This window comes from Armatimonadota bacterium (assembly GCA_031432545.1).
GTDB classification, from domain to species: Bacteria; Sysuimicrobiota; Sysuimicrobiia; order Sysuimicrobiales; family Sysuimicrobiaceae; genus Caldifonticola; species Caldifonticola tengchongensis.
In genome coordinates this window covers 651,007-667,487 of the sequence record JAVKGX010000001.1, presented here as the reverse complement: position 1 = coordinate 667,487, position 16,481 = coordinate 651,007, and the positions used below count along the sequence as shown (strand labels likewise).

Genomic DNA, 16,481 nt, shown 5'->3' with positions numbered 1-16,481 from the left:
CCTTCACAGGACGACCGTCAGCCCAGCGAGCGCCCCCAGCGAGCCCACCAACCAGAACCGGGTCACGATCTGGGTCTCTGCCCAGCCGGCGAGCTCGAAGTGGTGGTGCAACGGCGAGCTGCGGAAGATCCGTCGGCCCCCGGTGGCCCTGAAGTAGGCGACCTGCAGCACCACTGACGCCGCCTCCAGCACGAACACGATCCCGATCACCAGCAAGGTGAGCTCGGTCTTGGTGACGATCGCCATCGCGGCCAGCGCGCCGCCCAGCGCCTGCGATCCGACGTCCCCCATGATCACCTGGGCGGGATGCGCATTGTACCAGAGAAAACCCAGGCACGCCCCCGCCAGGGCCGCCGCGAACGCCGCGACGTCTGCACGTCCCACGTGCAGCGCGACGCCCGTATAGGCCACCGCCGCGATGGCCACGGTACCGGCGCCCAGCCCGTCGAGTCCGTCCGTCAGGTTGACGCCGTTGGTGAAACCCACCATGAACAGCACCGCGAACGGGAGGTACAGCCAGCCGAGCCGGACCTCCCCGATCCACGGCAGCACGAGCGCCGAACCCAGCCCCGTGAACTCCATCGCGTAGTATCCGATCGCCAGGCCGATCGGAATCTGGAAGGCGAGCTTCTCGCGCGCGCGCAGCCCCAGGTTGCGCCCGCGGCGCGCCTTGAGCAAATCGTCAACCAGGCCGGCGGCCCCGCATCCCAAGAAAGCAACGAACACGATGCCCAGCGTCCGGCTCCCAATCCACAGGGCCAGCAGCGTGACCACCACCGCGGCGATCATCAGCACGCCGCCCATCGTCGGGACGTCCGCCTTCTCCCGGTGGCGCGGGGGGGCGTCCTCACTGATCGGCTGGCGCGCGAACGCCCGCAGCCAGGGGATGGCAAGGGGGCCGACCGCCAGCACCACCACCGCGCTCAGGGTGGCAGCCAGCGCGATCCGCTCGATCGTCATCGCCCCTCGGTCGGGACCGCCGCCGACGACCTGGCCGACGCGAGTCCGGCGACCACCCGCTCCAGCCCGACCGCACGCGACCCCTTGACCAACACCAGGTCGCCGTCGCGCACCAGCTCCGCGGCAAGACGCGCGGCGTCGGCGGCGTCGGCTGAGGCGTGGATCGCCCCGGAACGCATGCCGGCCGCGCGGGCCCCCTGGGCGATCCGGCTGCCCAGTTCGCCGACGACGACCAGGGCGTCGACGCCCTCGGCCGCGCACAGCGCTCCGGCCTCCTGGTGCGCCGCATCCGCACGCGGCCCCAGCTCGCGCATCTCGCCGAGCACTGCCACCAGGCGGCGCCCGCCCCGCAGGGCGCGCGCGGTCTCCAGCGCGGCGCGCAGCGACGCCGGGCTGGCGTTGTAGGTGTCGTCACAGACCACGACGTCGCCGCCCAGCCGGCGCAGCTGCAGCCGCCCCGGCGGCGGGCGGAACCCGGACAACGCATCGGCGATGGCCCCTACGGACACCCCCTCGACCACGCCGACCGCAGCGGCCGCCAGTGCATTGCTGACGAAGTGCTGTCCAGGCACCGGCAGGTGCACCGCAGCGGTATCGGCCCCGGCCGCAAGACGGAAGCGACAGCCCTCAGCGTCGATCCGGACGTCGGTGGCGTGCACGTCCGCGGCGGTGGCCAGTCCGTAGCGGACCACCCGGCCCCGGCAACGTACGTCCATCGCCGCAACACGGGGGTCGTCGGCGTTCAGCACCGCCGCGCCGTCTGGCGGCAGGGCGTCGACCAGTTCGGCCTTTGCGCGGGCGATGGCCTCGATCGACCCGAGCAACGCCAGATGCGACTCGCCGACGTTCGTCACGACGCCCACGGCGGGGCGCACCGCCCGACACAGTTGGGCGATCTGGCCTGCCCCGCGCATCGCCATCTCCACGACGAGATACCGATGGTCGCGCCGCAGCCCGAAGACCGTGAGGGGGACGCCGACTTCCGCGTTCCAGTTCGGCTGCGAGGCGTGCGTCGGCGCCGCGCGCTGCAGCACGGATTCGATCATGCGCACCGTGGTCGTCTTGCCGGTGCTGCCGGTGACGCCCACCGCCCTCACGTCGAACCGCGCGATCCACGCGGCGGCCAGGGGCAGCAGGCACGCCAGCACGTCGTCCACCACCACCTGCGCGACGTCTACCTCGACGGGGCGTGAGACCACTGCGGCGACCGCGCCGCGCCGCGCCGCGTCGGCGACGAAGGCATGGCCGTCGTGGTGGGGGCCGGCGAGGGCAGCGAACAGCGCCCCCGGCCGAACCTGCCGGCTGTCGGTGACCACTGACGCAACGGCTGCGTGGGGGTCTGCGCGCACGAGGCGGCCACCGGTGGCCGCGGCCACCTCCGCCACGGTGAGCACAACGTCAGGCACGGCTTTGCACCGACGCGAGCGCCTGCCTCGCCTCCTCGCGGTCGTCGAAGGGGATCGTGCGATCCCGCAGGATTTGGTAGTCCTCGTGTCCCTTGCCGCAGATCACCACGATGTCGCCGGGGCGGGCCATCGCGATCGCCCGCCGGATTGCCGCCCGCCGGTCGGGCTCGACTTCGTAGGTGCCGAGGGCCGGCCGCCCCAAGAGGTCTTCGACCTCCCCACGGATGCCCGCCACGATGTCTTCGATGATCGCCATCGGGTTTTCGCTACGTGGATTGTCCGAGGTCACGACCACGTGGTCGGCGAGGCGAACCGCGATGCGACCCATCTCCGGCCGCTTCGCTGGGTCGCGGTCACCGCCGCACCCGAAGACCGCGATCAGGCGGCCGTGGGCGATCTGCCGGGCGGTCCGCAGCACGTTGTCCAGGCCGTCGGGGGTGTGGGCGTAGTCGACGACGACCGCAAACGGCTGTCCGGCATCCACCAGCTCGAACCGCCCCGGGATGCCGGGAAACGCACGCAACGCGTCGGCCATCGCGTCCAGCGGCACGCCGCAGTGAAGACCCAGCGCCACGGCGCACAGCGCGTTGTAGACGTTGAACATCCCGGCGATCGGGATCGAAAACCACGCGCGGCCGACCGGGGTCAGCACTTCGAACGCACACCCACGCGCGGACATCTCCAGGCCCTGCGCACGGACATCGGCGTCGTCGCCCAGCCCATAGGTCACCACCGGCGCGCGGCTGCGGGACGCCATGAAGACACCGTGCGGATCGTCGCGGTTGATGACCGAGACGCCGTCGGCTTCCACTCGCTCAAACAGCCGCGCCTTGGCGGCCCGGTATGCCTCCATGGTGCCGTGGAAGTCCAGGTGGTCCTGCGTCAGGTTCGTGAACCCCGCGGCGACAAACCGCACACCGCCCACGCGCTCCATCGCCAGCGCGTGCGAGGCCACCTCCATAGCGACGGCCGCCAGGCTCGCATCGCGCATCGACGCCAGCAGCTGCTGCAGCTCGGGCGCCTCCGGCGTGGTGCGCCGCAGCGAAACCCGTCTTCCCCCGACCACCGCGCCGATCGTCCCGATGATCCCGCAGGTGATCCCCCCGGCTTCCAGCACCGCACGCGTTAGGTAGGTGACCGCGCCCTTGCCGTTGGTGCCCGTGACGCCGATGACGCGCAGCGCCCGCGAAGGATGGCCCCAGTACGCCGAGGCGACGGGCCCGATCGCCTCCCGCACCGAGGGCACCACCGCCTGGGGCAGCGCCACCTCCACGCGCCGCTGGACGAGCAGCGCAGCGGCACCCCGCTGAGCTGCCTCCGCCGTGAAGTCGTGACCGTCGTAGCGGACACCCGGGATGGCGCAGAACAGAAACCCCGGGCCGACTTCGCGAGAGTCGTGCGTGACGCCGGCGATAGCGACGTAGGGGTCCCCGTGGACCGTGCAGGACGGGAGTTCCGTGAGCAGATCTGCCAACCGCACGCTGATGCCTCGGCCGGTGCGCATCCCATTATACGGAGGTCGCCCCCGGTCAGTCGCGGGCACCTGTCTGTCTGCCCCGGTCCATCCGATCGCCGAACGTGCTCGGGGCCGGCGGTACGCGCAGGTACCACAGCGTCTGCGAGGCCACGCGCTGGAAGATCGGGGCCGCGACGACGCCGCCGTAGTAGGGGCCCTGCGGCTCGTCCAGCATCGCGAGGATCGCCAGACGCGGGCGATCGGCCGGAACGATGCCGACGAACGACGACACGAAGCGGCCCGCCAGGTATCCGCCGGCCGGGTTGGGCTTCTGTGCGGTGCCGGTCTTGCCCGCGACCGCATAGCCTTCGATCGCCGCCGCCGTACCTGTACCGTCGGTGACCGTGCGCACCATCATCTCCATCATCGCCCTGGCGACGGAGGGCTTGAGCACCTGGGGGCCCGGCGTCGGCTCGATCACACGGCGCACGCGACCGTCGGCGTCGCGGATCAGCGAGACGACGTGGGGCCGCACGCGCCTGCCACCGTTGGCCATGGTGGCCACCGCCGTCACCAGCTGCAGCGGCGTCGTCGCGATCCCCTGGCCGAAGGAGATCGTGTAGACGTCCGACCCGGACCACTCCCGGACCGGCCGCAGGATTCCCGGCGACTCGCCGGGCAGATCGATGCCGGTCGGCGACCCAAACCCCATTTGGCGGGCGTACCGGTGCAAGTTCGCGGGCCCCAACCGGGCGCCGGTGAGCGCGGCCCCCACGTTGCAAGACAGCCGGACGATGTCCGCGGGCAGGACACGGCCGTGGGCAACCCCGTGGGCCTCACGGATGCGGTGGTTGCCGGGTACGACCAGGTAGCCCGGGCAGGACAGCGTCGTATCCTCCCCGATCCGTCCCGCGTCGAGTGCGGCGGCCACGACGACGATCTTGAACGTTGAACCCGGCTCGTACGCGTCGGCGATCGCCCGGTTGCGCCACGTCTGCGGGTCGGCCGTCTCGTAGCGGTTGGGGTTGTAGCGCGGATAGTTCGCCAGTGCCAGCACACCCCCCGTACGCACGTCCATCACGATCACGCTGCCGCCCCTGGCCCGGGCCTGCTTGGCCGCCGACGCCAGCTCACGCTCGGCGATGTGCTGGACCACCTCGTCGATAGTGAGGACGAGGTCCGCGCCATCGGTCGCCGGACGGAGCAGGCGCCGACCTTCGGGGATCTCACGCCCCATCGCGTCGCGCAGCAGTACGGCCTCCCCGGGCGACCCGCGCAGCGCACGGTCGTACTGCAGTTCGACGCCGCTTAGACCCTGGTTGTCCACGCCCGCAAAGCCCAGCACGTGGGCGGCCAGCACGCCGTTGGGGTAGGCTCGCCGCTGCTCGGCCAGAAATCCCAGCTGGCCATCCAGCCGCAGCGCCCTCAGGCGGCCCGCGACGTCCGCCGGGAGGTGGCGCGCCAGCCACACGAAGTATCCTCCGCGTTCCAGGCGCCTGAGGATCTCGCCGGGGGGCACGCCCAGAACCGGACCGACCTTGTTGGCGAAGTCATGCGGCCGCAGCACCGCGTTGGGGATCGCGTAGGCCGAGTCGGCCAGTACGTTCGTGGCCAGCACGCGGCCGTTGCGGTCGTAGATGCGGCCTCGGGAGGCGGGCACCGGCACGACGTCCACCTGCTGGCGCTGCGCGATGCGCCGCAGGTCGTCTGCGCGCGCCGTCTGGAGGTAGCCGACCCGCCCCAGCAGAGCGAGCAGACATACAAGCCACGCCACGAGGACGAACCGGATCCGGCCCCGAGGGAAGGTGGCGATTCCCGCCCGCGCGCCTCCGTGCGGCCCCGAGCGGGAGCGGCTCATGCCCGCACCGAAGGGCGCACCGACCCCGCGAGGCCGCAGCGGGCGCCGGACGGTCCAGCCGGGGTCATCGCCCGCGTTCCTGCGCGGAGGCCGGTTGCTGCTGGAAGACGGCTGCCAGGCGCTGCCAGAGCGACCGCTCCGCAGCCACAACCGGTGCCGACGGCCAAAGGGCCTGGGGCGACACAGCGACGGCCGCCAGCTCTCTGCCATTGGGCGCCCGCATCCCCAGCCGACCGGTCGCGAGGCGCTCGATCCGATCGGGGGAGCGCAACGCGGCGGCTTGACTGTCCAGGTGTGCGTTCTGCTTGGTGAGCGCCGCAATCTCTGAGCGCAGCTGACGGATGCGGTAACCATTCTGAGCGGCGGTGGCCTCGAGCCACACGTGACCCAACAGCGGCAGCAGGAAGATTGCGGCGACGGCGACGGGGCGGCCCATGGGGTGAGGCCGGCCCGCCCGCGGACGCGAACGCGTCCGGACCGGTTCCTCGGGAAGGAGGACGGGATAGGTACGGGTGCGGCGCTGAGGGGAGATCATGGTCGGGAGATGGCGTCCTGTCCTCCGCTTTCGGTCTCCCGGCGCTGGGCGACCCGCAGGCGGGCGCTGCGCGACCGAGGATTTCGCGCCACCTCCTGCGGGCTCGGCCGCACGGGCGTGCGCGTGAGGACCACCAGCCGCCCGTCGCCGGCCAGCGCGCGCTTGACAATGCGATCCTCCAGCGAGTGGAACGCGATCACCGCGATCCGTCCTCCGGGCCGAAGCCGTCCCACCGCTTGCGGTATCGCCCGTTCCAGGCTTTCGAGTTCGCGGTTGACCGCGATCCGCAACGCCTGGAAGGTCCGCGTGGCCACATCCACGTTGCGGGGCCACGCGCGCCGGGGCACGGCGGCCCGAACTGCGTCCCGCAGGTGTTCGGTGGTGCGCAGAGGCCGCCGGCGGACGATCTCGCGCGCGATGCGCCGCGCGAACCTCTCTTCCCCGTACCGATACAGGATGTCGGCGAGGTCACGCTCGGGCAGGCGATTGAGCAGATCCGCTGCCGTCTGGCCCCCGGTCGGATCCATGCGCATGTCCAGCGGCCCCACGTCGCGGAAGCTGAAGCCCCGCGACGAAGCGTCCAACTGCAGCGAGGAGACACCTAGGTCGAACAGCACCCCGTCTACCTGTTCGATCCCCAGCTCCGCGAGGACTGCGTCCAGGCTGTCGAAGTTCGCGCGTACCACTCGCACGCGGTCGCCGAAACCCGCAAGACGCCGACGGGCCACCCCGACGGCCTCGGGGTCGCGGTCGATCCCGATCAGCCTGCCCTCCCGTCCGATGTGCTCTGCGATCGCCGCCGCGTGCCCGCCTGCCCCGACCGTGGCATCCACGTAGACGCCGCCCGGACGTGGCCGCAGCCACTTGAGGACTTCCGCGAGCAGGACCGGCGTGTGCGCGCCGTTTGGCAACGTCGGGACCTCGTGCGAACGACGATGCGCAGGGAACGGAGCCCGGTGGCGCTGCGATGCGGCTGCGTGCTCTTCGCATCGGGCAGAGGGGGATAGCGAGTAGCGGCGCGTCGTTGCTGCGAAGGCGCTGCGTCGAAGGCTGCTCCGGGCCCCGTTCTCTGCGCATCCTCTGTGTCCTTGCTCTGCCTTGCGCCTTAACTACAGGTTCAACTCCTTCATCCCCTCGATCAGCCTGCTCTCGTCCTGCACCGTCTGCTTCAGGTACTGTTGCCACCGCTCCCGGCTCCAGATCTCGAGCTTGTTAATCAGCCCGACGACCACTACGTCACGTTGGATGCCCGCGTGCTCGCGCAGGGGCGGGGGCAACACGAACCTCCCCTGCCTGTCGGTTTCCACCTCGACCGCCGATCCCAGCAGGTAGCGAACGAACTGCCGGTTCGCCAGAGGCTCGCCGCGCAACTTGTCCTCGACACCTGCCCACTCCGACTCCGGATACAGGACCACGCACCCGTCGAAGCCCCGCGTCACGACGAACCGGTCGCCGATCTGACGACGGAAGCGAGGAGGTATGACCACCCGCCCCTTGTCGTCCAGGGTGTACTCGAACTCGCCCTTGAGCATCGATCTCCAGCCACGGCAGCCGTCGCCTCAGAACCTCCCCCACCCGTTGCAGTGGTCCCCACACTTCCCCACTTTTCCCCACTGTTCTCCTCACACTACACGATTCCTGCCTGTTGACAAGGAAAATTTCCACCGCTGACGCATCCACAACCGCATATCGAGCAGCCCGGGGGCAACGGACCACAACCCATTGGGCCGAAAGGACCGCCGGTGCCCAGGTGTTGTGATGCCCGACCGTGTGGCGAAGTGTGCAGTCCGCCAGGCGGGTGCGCCGCACGGAAACCGTGTGTTTCTAGAAGATAACTTCGTGGGTGCCGTTGCGGTGGCGGACGACGATGACGTCGCCGCTTTCCTGTAGGCTGCGGATCGCGGGGGTCAGTTCTTCCAGCACGACGGTGCGGATCGCCATCTCTTCGGGAACCTGGCCTTCGAACGACTTCCCACAGGCGGTGCAGTAGTTGCCCCGCCGCGGCAGGAACACGCCTCGCACCTGACTCCAGCGGATCGTGATGTTCGGCACTACGTTCTCGCTACCGCAGTGGGGGCATTCCATGGTCGGTGGTCGTCGATCGGTCCTTCCATTCGCACGGTTCTGTGGAGAGCAGGCCTGTAAGCCGGGTTCTGTACCCCTCGCCGAGCTCGGGGCGGCGGCCATCCCTCTGGGACCTCCGTCGCCGGAGGCCTCTAGCGGCCTACCCGGGGATCGGCGGGCCACCTCATCTCCCCCTACGCGGCCTTGCTCCGGGTGGGGTTTGCCTGGCCGGCGTGTCGCCACGCCGCCGGTGCGCTCTTACCGCACCTTTTCACCCTTGCCGGCCCGAGGGGACCGGCGGTATGTTTCTGTGGCACTTTCCCTCGGGTCACCCCGGGTGGGCGTTACCCACCACCCTGCCCTGCGGAGCCCGGACTTTCCTCGCCGCCCGGGAAGTCGGGCAGCGCGGCCGCCCGGCCTGCTCTCCGTTCCAGATTATACCCGATCCCGCCGGGGACCACGGGCGCACAGCCAGCGGTCGGCCGGCCGAGACTACGCCCCACGGCGGGCCAGCTCTTCTGCCAACCGGAGCGCGAGCCGGCGCAGCGCAGGAGCATCCAGCCGCCCGATCTTCCCGCGCACGGCTTCGGCTCCCGACGCCCGCACCTCCTGCACGATCCGCTCGATGAGCAAGTCCGCCGCCCCGCTTGCGCGGTCCAGCGCCCGATTGGCGAGCCGGTCGGCCCGCGCGTTCTCCTCCCGGGGCACAGGACGCACCTCCGTATGCCGGAAACGAGCCAGAATCCGGCGCGCCGCCTCGTGCAGGCCGGCCAGGACGGGGCTGCGGACCCGGTAGGTGCCGCGCAGCTGGTTTGCCACCAGTTGGCTGTCGGTCCGGATCTCCACCTCCGTCGCCCCCAGGGCCGCCGCCTCCTCGAGGCCCCGCAGCAGCGCACGGTACTCCGCCACGTTGTTCGTGGCCGGACCGATCGCCTCCGAGATCTCGCGCAAGACGGCTCCCTGCCCGTCTTCGATGACCACGCCGATGGCCGCGGGCCCTGGGTTGCCCCGCGAGGCGCCGTCCGGGCGCACGATCACCTTCACGTCACCACCAGGATCCTGCCGCAGCCCGGGCACAAAATCAGGGCGTCGGGGGCCACCTCCTCCAGTCTTTCCAAAAGCCCCGCCGGCAGCCGAACGTGGCACCGACCGCACGACCCGGCCTCCACCCTCGCAACGGGATGAGGCAGTTTGGCTCGAACCGACTGGTAGCGGTGGAGGAAGGCCGCATCGATGGAACGGGCCGCTGCGTCCCGGCGCGCGCGCAGATCCTCCAACTCGCTCTCGAGCACCCTGCGCCGCCGCAGCGACGTCTGGAGCTGCTCGCGATGCTCAGCCGTACGCCGTGCCAGGGTGCCTTCGAGTTCGGCCACCGCACGTGCGAGCTGCTCGGCCTCCTCCATGGTCAGCAGCACCCGGTCTTCCAGGTGCGCCCGCTGTCGGTCCAGCATGGCGATCTCCCGCTGCATGCTCGCCAGCTCCTTGGGATTCGTGATCCTGCCGCTGTACAGGTCGCGCTCGAACCGCGCGCGCTTGTCCGCCAGCGATCGCAACTCCAGCTCGCCAGACCTCTGCGCAACCACCGCGGCATGCCACCGTTCCCGCAATGCTTCCAGCTGAGCACGATCCGTCTCGATCTGCCCGAGCAGCACGTCACCCGGGTCGAGCGCGGCGAGGTCGTGCTCTCGCAGCGCGATCGCCTCGTCGAGTTGGTACAGGTCCCACAGGGCGCGGGCGACGCTCTCCATGATTTGCGCATTGCCCGACAATTCGGGGATTGCCCCGCCGCGAACCCACGATAGCACCATCGGCGTATCCGCAGATAGATGGGAATCCCAAAGGGAGGTGAGTCCCGTGACGGCCACGACAGCCTCACGCCTGGCACCCGTGGTGATCGGGTTGTGCGTGCTGCTGGCGGGTGCCGCTCAGGCCCACAATGTGACGGTGCCCGCGGCGCTCACGCCGCCCGGTGGCAGTACGATCACCGCGGCCAGCACGCAGCTGACCGCCACCTTCGTCAGCGATTGCGGAATCCCCGCTACGGTGTCGGCGACTGCGACGAGCGGCACCGTCACCGCTGCGCAGCTGAGTTGCTTTGGCGCCCTGTGGACCTGGAACGGTACGTGGAGCGGCTACGCATCCGGGCAGCAGACGGTGGCGGTGACGTTCCTGCAGCAGCACGGCAACCCGGCCAACCCCGACCAGCACGTCGGCGTCGCATCCGCCACCTACATCGTCATCCTGCCGCAACCCGCGCCGTCTCCTAGAGCCGAGCGCATTTGCCGGCCGGGCTGGCAGCCGCCTGTGCGCACCAGCGCACCCGGGCACGTCACACGAGCGGGTGCGACACTTCCCATCAAGTTCTGCAGCACGGGGTCTGCCGCCAGCTACAGGATCACGATCCAGGGACCCGGTGGCACGATGACGGTCGAGGCACATCGGCTGGGCAACGGCAACCTGTACCAGTACCTGCTCCGGACGCGTGGCATGAGACCGGGCGACTACACGGTGACGACCGACGCTCCGGGGGTCTATGGTCCCGGCTACTTCGCACTCCACTGAGGGCCACCCCGCCTCGACGCCCGGGCCGCGCGCTTGGCGCAGCAGGGGCGTGAGGCGGTCACAATGCCGACCGGCTGGGGACCCCGGCCCGAGGTCGGCGGTTGTACCCCACAAAGCCATCCACGGTGGATCCCCCGACGCCTGCCTCTTCCGGATCTGTGGTCGGGGCGGGCGGATTTGAACCGCCGATGCCACCCCAGCCGGTCGTCAGCAGACCACCCCTGCCCGTCACAATGCCCAATGCCGACCGGCTGGGGACCCCGGCCCGAGGTCGGCGGTTGTACCCCACAAAGCCAGCCACGGTGGATTCCCCGACGCCTGCCTCTTCCGGATCTGTGGTCGGGGCGGGCGGATTTGAACCGCCGACCTCAGCGTCCCGAACGCTGCGCGCTAACCAAGCTGCGCCACGCCCCGAGCGGTGCCCGCCGGTGTATGATTCGTCGGACCGCGAGCACACCGCGACAACAGCATTCTAACCAAACCCACGCCGGAGTCGTCCACCGTACGGTCAGGCCCCCGACCCGCCTTCGGCTTCCTCGCTCTCTCCCGTCGATCGGGGCTCGGGGCCCGACTCCCCGCCTCGCTCGGGCCTGGGGCGCTCAATGGCCTGCCGCAACAGCTCTCCGGCGACATCCCCGATCGTGAAGCCCGTCGCCTCCCGCTGCGACTGTTGGAGCTCGGCCAGCTGCTGGCGCTCGAGGTCGCGTTGCAGTCGCTTGAGACTGACGATCATGCGCCGGTCCTCCGGGCGGATCTCGGTGATGACGGCCTCCACGGACGCGCCCGGCTGCACGACGTCTTCCACCTTCTGGACGCGGCGATCCGCCAGCTCCCCGATCGGCAGCCACGCATCGACGTCGCGCAGGCGCACGAACGCCCCCGACGGCGCCACCCGCACCACCTTGCCGCGGACGACCTCCCCGACCCGGTGACGCCGCTCGATGTCGGTCCAGGGGTCCGGCTGCACCTGCTTGAGGCTCAGGCTGATCTTGCCAGCCTTCGGATCGACCTTGATCACGCGCACGCGAACCGTCTGGCCGCGGCGCACGACCTCTGACGGGTGCTTGATGTACGTCCACGACATCTCGCTGATCGGCAGCAGGGCGTCCACACCGCCCAGGTCCACGAAGGCGCCGAAGTCCGCCAGCCGCCGCACTACGCCCTCGCGCTCGTCTCCCTCGCGCAGCGTGGCGAACAGTTCCGCGCGCAACCGGGCGCGCTCCTGCTCCATCGCCTGCTTGTGCGACAGGATCACCCGGTTCTTGTCTCTGTCGATCTCGATGACCCGCAGCGGAATGCTCTCTCCGACCAGGTTCTCGAACCGCCGCCCCTTCACGCGCGACAGGTCAACGTGGGATCCGGGCACGAAACCCCGAAGCCCGATGTCCACCACGAGGCCACCTTTCACCTTGTCGACGACCATCGCGTGCAGCACCTGGCCCTCTCGGTACGCGGCCTCGATGCGCTCCCAGGCGCGCTGGACGTCCGCGCGCTTCTTGCTCAGCAGGATGTTGCCCTCCTCCTGCTCCACCCGCATCACGTACACGTCGATCTGCTCACCGACGCGCAGATCCGACGGAGCCTCTCCCGGGCGCAGTTCGCGTACAGGAATGAGACCCTCGCTCTTGGCCCCCACGTCCACGAGGACGCCTTCGCTGTCCACGCGCACGACCGTACCCCTGACGATCTTGCGCTCCTCGAGCTCAGGGAGCGCGCTCTCCATCGTCATCTCGTCAGAACGATCACGCGATTCCTCGAACATGAACTCTCCGACCCACCTTCCGCCGACCACCGGCGGCGCGTTGATGCGCACGTGCCCAGCGACCGCCTTTTGACCTCGCCCGATGGAGTGTCGGGCGGATGCCCAGCCATTATACCAGAGGGATGACGGGATGGCCGGCTGGCATCGGGGCCACACGACCTGCGATCCGCCGTCTCAGATCGCCCAGTAGTGCGCCAGAACCCTACGGACCTGGCGCACGCGTTCGCGGATGACCGAGTAGGGGAGTTCTCCATCTGCGGCCTCTTCTGTCACGCCTTCGGCCGCCTCCCCCGACAGCACCTCCAGCGTGCGCACGACCGAAGCACCCAGTCCGTCGAGGTCGTAGCCGCCCTCCAGCACGCATGCGAGCTTCCCCTGACACCACCGCGCGGCGCCCTCGCGCAGCAACCTCGCCAGATCCCCGAATCCCGACGACGTCAGCCGCATGCTTCCCAGCGGATCCCGGTGGTGGGCATCGTAGCCGGCGGAGACCAGCACCAGATCCGGTCGCCACGCCTCGCCCAGGGGAATGACGACCTCTTCGAAGACGGTGCGATAGCCTCGATCGCCGGCCCCCGCCGGCAGGGGCACGTTGACGTTTCGGCCCTCGCCGTCGCGCGCGCCGACCTCGTACAGCGCACCGGTCCCCGGGTACGCATCCTCTTGGTGCAACGACACGAACAGCACGCCCCCGTCGTGGTAGAAGATCTCCTGCGTGCCGTTGCCGTGGTGGACGTCCCAGTCGACGATCATCACGCGCCGGAGATCGTAGCGGTCGGCGACCCGGCGTGCGGCCACGGCGACGTTGTTGAACAGGCAGAATCCCATGGCCCGGGCTGGTTGGGCGTGATGCCCCGGCGGGCGGACAGCCGCGAACGCGGTCGAAACCTGCCCGGATGCGACGGCCTCCGCCGCGCGCACCGCCGCACCCGCTGCAGCGAGTGCCGCCTTCCACGATCCGGCGGACACGTAGGTGTCCGGATCCAGCAGTGCACCGCCGCGCTCGGCCGCCCGGCGCACCGCGTCGACGTGGGCGCGGGTGTGGACCGCCGTGAGCAGGTCGGGATCGACCGGTTCGCCCTCCTCCCGCGCCAGGCGTTCCCACAACCCGCAGCGCTGCAGGGCGCGCTCGATCGCGCTCAGCCGGACCGGCCGTTCGGGATGCGGCCCGGGCGGCACGTGGTCCAGGCAGTCGCGATGGAACAACAGTAGGCAGCCCAAGGGATCACAGGCCCGACGACTGAGACCTTGCGATCTCCGACGCGGCGGCCCGCCGGATGGCGGAAATGCCCGCTGCGACACCGTCGGGGTGACGGTAGACAGACTGCCCCGCAACGAGGACGGTAGCGCCCCCGCCGACCGCCAACCGAGCGGTCGCGGTCTCGATCCCCCCGTCCACCTCGATCTCGAATCCCAGCCCGAGGCGCGCGCGCAGCCGCGCGAACCGCCGGATCTTGTCTGTCATCGCCGGCAAGAACGCCTGCCCCCCGAACCCCGGATTGACCGTCATCACCAGCACCGTACCCACGTCGCCCAGCACCCACTTCACGGCTTCCGGCGGCGTGTGGGGATTGAGTGCTACGCCAGGCACGGCCCCCAGTTCTCGAATGCGTGCCAGCGACCGCTGCAGGTGAACGCAAGCTTCCACGTGGACCGAGATCCGGTCTGCACCCACCTCGCAGAACGCCGGCACCAGCCCGTCGGGCTCCTCGACCATCAGGTGCACGTCCAGCGGCAGCCGCGTCGCCGCCCGCACCGCCTCGACAACCGCCGGACCGATCGTCAGGTTCGGCACGAAGCGGCCGTCCATCACGTCGACGTGGATCCAGTCGGCGCCTCCCGCCTCCGCTTCTGCCACCTGCTCGCGCAGACGCCCGAAGTCGGCGGACAGGATCGAGGGAGCGATGCGGATCACGGCCGGATTTCCTCCACGAAGCGGCCGCCCACGTAGACCTGCACGATCGCGTAACCCCGCACCTCGACCACCCGGGTCACCTGCTGTCCGGGCAGGTGCACACGGCTGTAGGCCACGCGCACCCCGCGCACGTCGATGACGACGATGCGCAGCTCCTGAGCCGCACCGGGGGGCATCTGGATCTCGATCCGCACACGGCGGACGTCTTCTTCCACCGGTTCGGCGGTCGCCTGCACCACAACCGCCGACGGCGCGTCCGGCGCCCACGACTGTGGCGTCTGCTCCGGAGCGGGCGTGGGCGCAGGTGTCGGAGCCTCCGTCGGAACCGGCCTCGTCGCAACAACCACGGCCATGCGCTCGGTGCTCCGCATCTGCCCGCCGGCCGCTGGACTCTGCTCTGCAATCCGACCCGGCTCGACGTCGTCGCGCGGCGCATACCCAACGCGCCCCAACGCGATGCCGATCCGGTGCAGGATCGCACGCGCCTCCTCGAGCGTCCTGCCGACCAGGTCCGGTACGGCCACCAGCTCCGGGCCCTTGCTCACGATCAGGTTGACGGGGCTGCGCCGCGCCACCCGGGCCAACGGCTGCGGATCCTGCGACACGACGAAGCCGCGGGGGAACTGGTCGTCGTAGTCTTCCCGCACCTCGCCCAGCCGCAGCCGGGCCTGGTCCAGCAGAAAGCGCGCCTCCGTGAGGCTGCGGCGGGTGACGTCGGGCACCTCGACCATCTGGGGCCCCTGACTGACAATCACCGAGACGATCCTGTTCTCGCGCACGCGCTGCCCCGGCGGGGGATCCTGGTCGATGACCGCGTTCATGGGGTGGCGGTCGCTGAAATCCCGCCGCGCCACCACCAGCTGCAGGCGGTGGCTGACCGCCAAGGCCTGGGCTTCCTCGAACGGCCGACCGCGCAGGTCCGGAACCGTGACCTCGCCGACGTTCACGTACGCGTTCAGCGCCTGCCATCCGGCGATCATCGCCACCGCCACGAGTGCAAGCAGCGCGGAGGCGACGGCGAGGGGCGAGGGTCGCCAGCGGCCCGCCCGTCTGCGCTGCGCGCCCGGACGCAGCAGAGCCGTCGCCTCCCCTGCGCGCGCCACCGCAGTCGGCATCTCGCGCCAGCTCTCGGTGCGACCTTCGAGGTCGTCGCGCATCTGCTCCGCCGATGCGTACCGCTGTGCGGGCGACTTCGCAAGGGCGCGGCGACAGATCCCCTCCAGACGCGCGGGAATCCGCGGGTTGTACGCGCGTGGCGGGGGCGGTTCTTCGTAGATGTGCTTCAGCGCAATCGCGATCGGCGACTCGCCGTCGAACGGCAGCGTGCCCGTAAGCATCTCGTACAGCACGCAGCCCAATGCGTACAGGTCGGAGGCGGCGGTGACGGCTTCCCCGCGGGCCTGCTCGGGCGACAGGTACTGCACCGATCCGAGGACCGTGCCGGTTTCGGTGATCGTGGACGAGGAGATCGCGCGCGCGATCCCGAAGTCGGTGACCTTCACCTGGCCATTACGTGTGATGAGGATGTTCTGCGGCTTGATGTCCCGGTGGACGATGCCACGGCCGTGCGCGTACTCCAGCGCCCGGCACACCTCGGCCGCGATGCGCACGGCGCGCTCCGGATCGAGGGCGCCGGCACGGCGCAGGATCGCTTTGAGATCTTCGCCCTCCACGAACTCCATGACGATGTAGTGCACCCCGCCGTCATGGCCGCTGTCGAGCACGGGGACGACGTTGGGGTGAACCAGCTGGGCCACCGCCCGCGCCTCGCGCTGAAAGCGCTCGACGAACTCCCGATCGTGGGCGTACTGGTCGCGCAGCACCTTCAGGGCAACGACCGCATCGTCGGCGAGGCGGCGGGCGCGGAACACGGTCGCCATCCCCCCCTGGCCGACGGTGTCGAGGATCTCGTAGGCTTTCGCGACGATCTGTCCGCGCAGAATCGGCATCGGCGTCACCGTCG

General features: G+C 70.2%; 15 protein-coding genes, 2 tRNA genes and 1 other RNA gene. 1 reads left to right on the top strand and 17 read right to left on the bottom strand.

The annotated features are described in order from the left end of the window. Positions 1-3: 3 nt before the first annotated feature. The 11 genes from mraY to QN163_03280 form a co-directional block, all read right to left on the bottom strand. On the bottom strand, positions 4-960 hold the full coding sequence (gene mraY, locus QN163_03330) for a phospho-N-acetylmuramoyl-pentapeptide-transferase (GenBank protein ID MDR5683043.1): 957 nt from the start codon (positions 958-960) through the stop codon (positions 4-6). After that, a complete protein-coding gene (murF, locus tag QN163_03325; GenBank protein ID MDR5683042.1) occupies positions 957-2,366 on the bottom strand; it encodes a UDP-N-acetylmuramoyl-tripeptide--D-alanyl-D-alanine ligase in 1,410 nt (469 codons plus the stop codon). The genes mraY and murF overlap by 4 nt, the downstream gene beginning before the upstream one ends. Next, complete coding sequence (locus QN163_03320; protein ID MDR5683041.1) at positions 2,359-3,846, bottom strand: UDP-N-acetylmuramoyl-L-alanyl-D-glutamate--2,6-diaminopimelate ligase; 1,488 nt, start codon at positions 3,844-3,846, stop codon at positions 2,359-2,361. The genes murF and QN163_03320 overlap by 8 nt, the downstream gene beginning before the upstream one ends. Positions 3,847-3,895: 49 nt before the next feature. Continuing rightward, positions 3,896-5,680: a penicillin-binding transpeptidase domain-containing protein gene (locus QN163_03315; protein MDR5683040.1), complete on the bottom strand. Its 1,785-nt coding sequence runs from the start codon at positions 5,678-5,680 to the stop codon at positions 3,896-3,898. A gap of 64 nt (positions 5,681-5,744) precedes the next feature. Continuing rightward, positions 5,745-6,116: a septum formation initiator family protein gene (locus tag QN163_03310; protein ID MDR5683039.1), complete on the bottom strand. Its 372-nt coding sequence runs from the start codon at positions 6,114-6,116 to the stop codon at positions 5,745-5,747. Positions 6,117-6,211: 95 nt separating this feature from the next. After that, positions 6,212-7,126: a 16S rRNA (cytosine(1402)-N(4))-methyltransferase RsmH gene (gene rsmH, locus QN163_03305; GenBank protein ID MDR5683038.1), complete on the bottom strand. Its 915-nt coding sequence runs from the start codon at positions 7,124-7,126 to the stop codon at positions 6,212-6,214. Between the two features lie 198 nt (positions 7,127-7,324). Further along, complete coding sequence (mraZ, locus tag QN163_03300) at positions 7,325-7,747, bottom strand: division/cell wall cluster transcriptional repressor MraZ (GenBank protein MDR5683037.1); 423 nt, start codon at positions 7,745-7,747, stop codon at positions 7,325-7,327. A 292-nt stretch (positions 7,748-8,039) separates the two neighbouring features. Next, on the bottom strand, positions 8,040-8,267 hold the full coding sequence (locus QN163_03295; GenBank protein ID MDR5683036.1) for a hypothetical protein: 228 nt from the start codon (positions 8,265-8,267) through the stop codon (positions 8,040-8,042). Positions 8,268-8,341: 74 nt separating this feature from the next. After that, an RNA gene (gene rnpB / locus QN163_03290) (RNase P RNA component class A) lies at positions 8,342-8,704 on the bottom strand. A gap of 67 nt (positions 8,705-8,771) precedes the next feature. Continuing rightward, positions 8,772-9,323, bottom strand: a complete 552-nt coding sequence (locus tag QN163_03285) for a ribonuclease HI family protein (GenBank protein ID MDR5683035.1) — start codon at positions 9,321-9,323, stop codon at positions 8,772-8,774. After that, entirely contained in the window at positions 9,320-10,027 is a 708-nt protein-coding gene (locus QN163_03280; protein ID MDR5683034.1) for a hypothetical protein, read from the bottom strand. The genes QN163_03285 and QN163_03280 overlap by 4 nt, the downstream gene beginning before the upstream one ends. Before the next feature lie 106 nt (positions 10,028-10,133). Between QN163_03280 and QN163_03275 the strand changes: the two genes are divergently transcribed. Then, positions 10,134-10,841 (top strand): hypothetical protein, encoded by a 708-nt coding sequence (locus QN163_03275; GenBank protein ID MDR5683033.1) that lies wholly within the window; start codon positions 10,134-10,136, stop codon positions 10,839-10,841. Between the two features lie 159 nt (positions 10,842-11,000). Here QN163_03275 and QN163_03270 read toward each other — a convergent pair. The 6 genes from QN163_03270 to QN163_03245 form a co-directional block, all read right to left on the bottom strand. Further along, a tRNA-Val gene (locus QN163_03270) sits at positions 11,001-11,104 on the bottom strand. 73 nt (positions 11,105-11,177) lie between these two features. Beyond that, positions 11,178-11,255: transfer RNA gene (locus tag QN163_03265), tRNA-Pro, on the bottom strand. A gap of 94 nt (positions 11,256-11,349) precedes the next feature. Continuing rightward, positions 11,350-12,654: a S1 RNA-binding domain-containing protein gene (locus QN163_03260; protein ID MDR5683032.1), complete on the bottom strand. Its 1,305-nt coding sequence runs from the start codon at positions 12,652-12,654 to the stop codon at positions 11,350-11,352. A gap of 123 nt (positions 12,655-12,777) precedes the next feature. Further along, entirely contained in the window at positions 12,778-13,809 is a 1,032-nt protein-coding gene (locus QN163_03255; protein ID MDR5683031.1) for a histone deacetylase, read from the bottom strand. A 19-nt stretch (positions 13,810-13,828) separates the two neighbouring features. After that, complete coding sequence (gene rpe / locus QN163_03250) at positions 13,829-14,518, bottom strand: ribulose-phosphate 3-epimerase (protein ID MDR5683030.1); 690 nt, start codon at positions 14,516-14,518, stop codon at positions 13,829-13,831. Next, the gene (locus QN163_03245) at positions 14,515-16,467 is read right to left on the bottom strand and encodes a protein kinase (protein ID MDR5683029.1); all 1,953 of its coding nucleotides are present in this window, start codon (positions 16,465-16,467) and stop codon (positions 14,515-14,517) included. The genes rpe and QN163_03245 overlap by 4 nt, the downstream gene beginning before the upstream one ends. Positions 16,468-16,481: the final 14 nt, after the last annotated feature.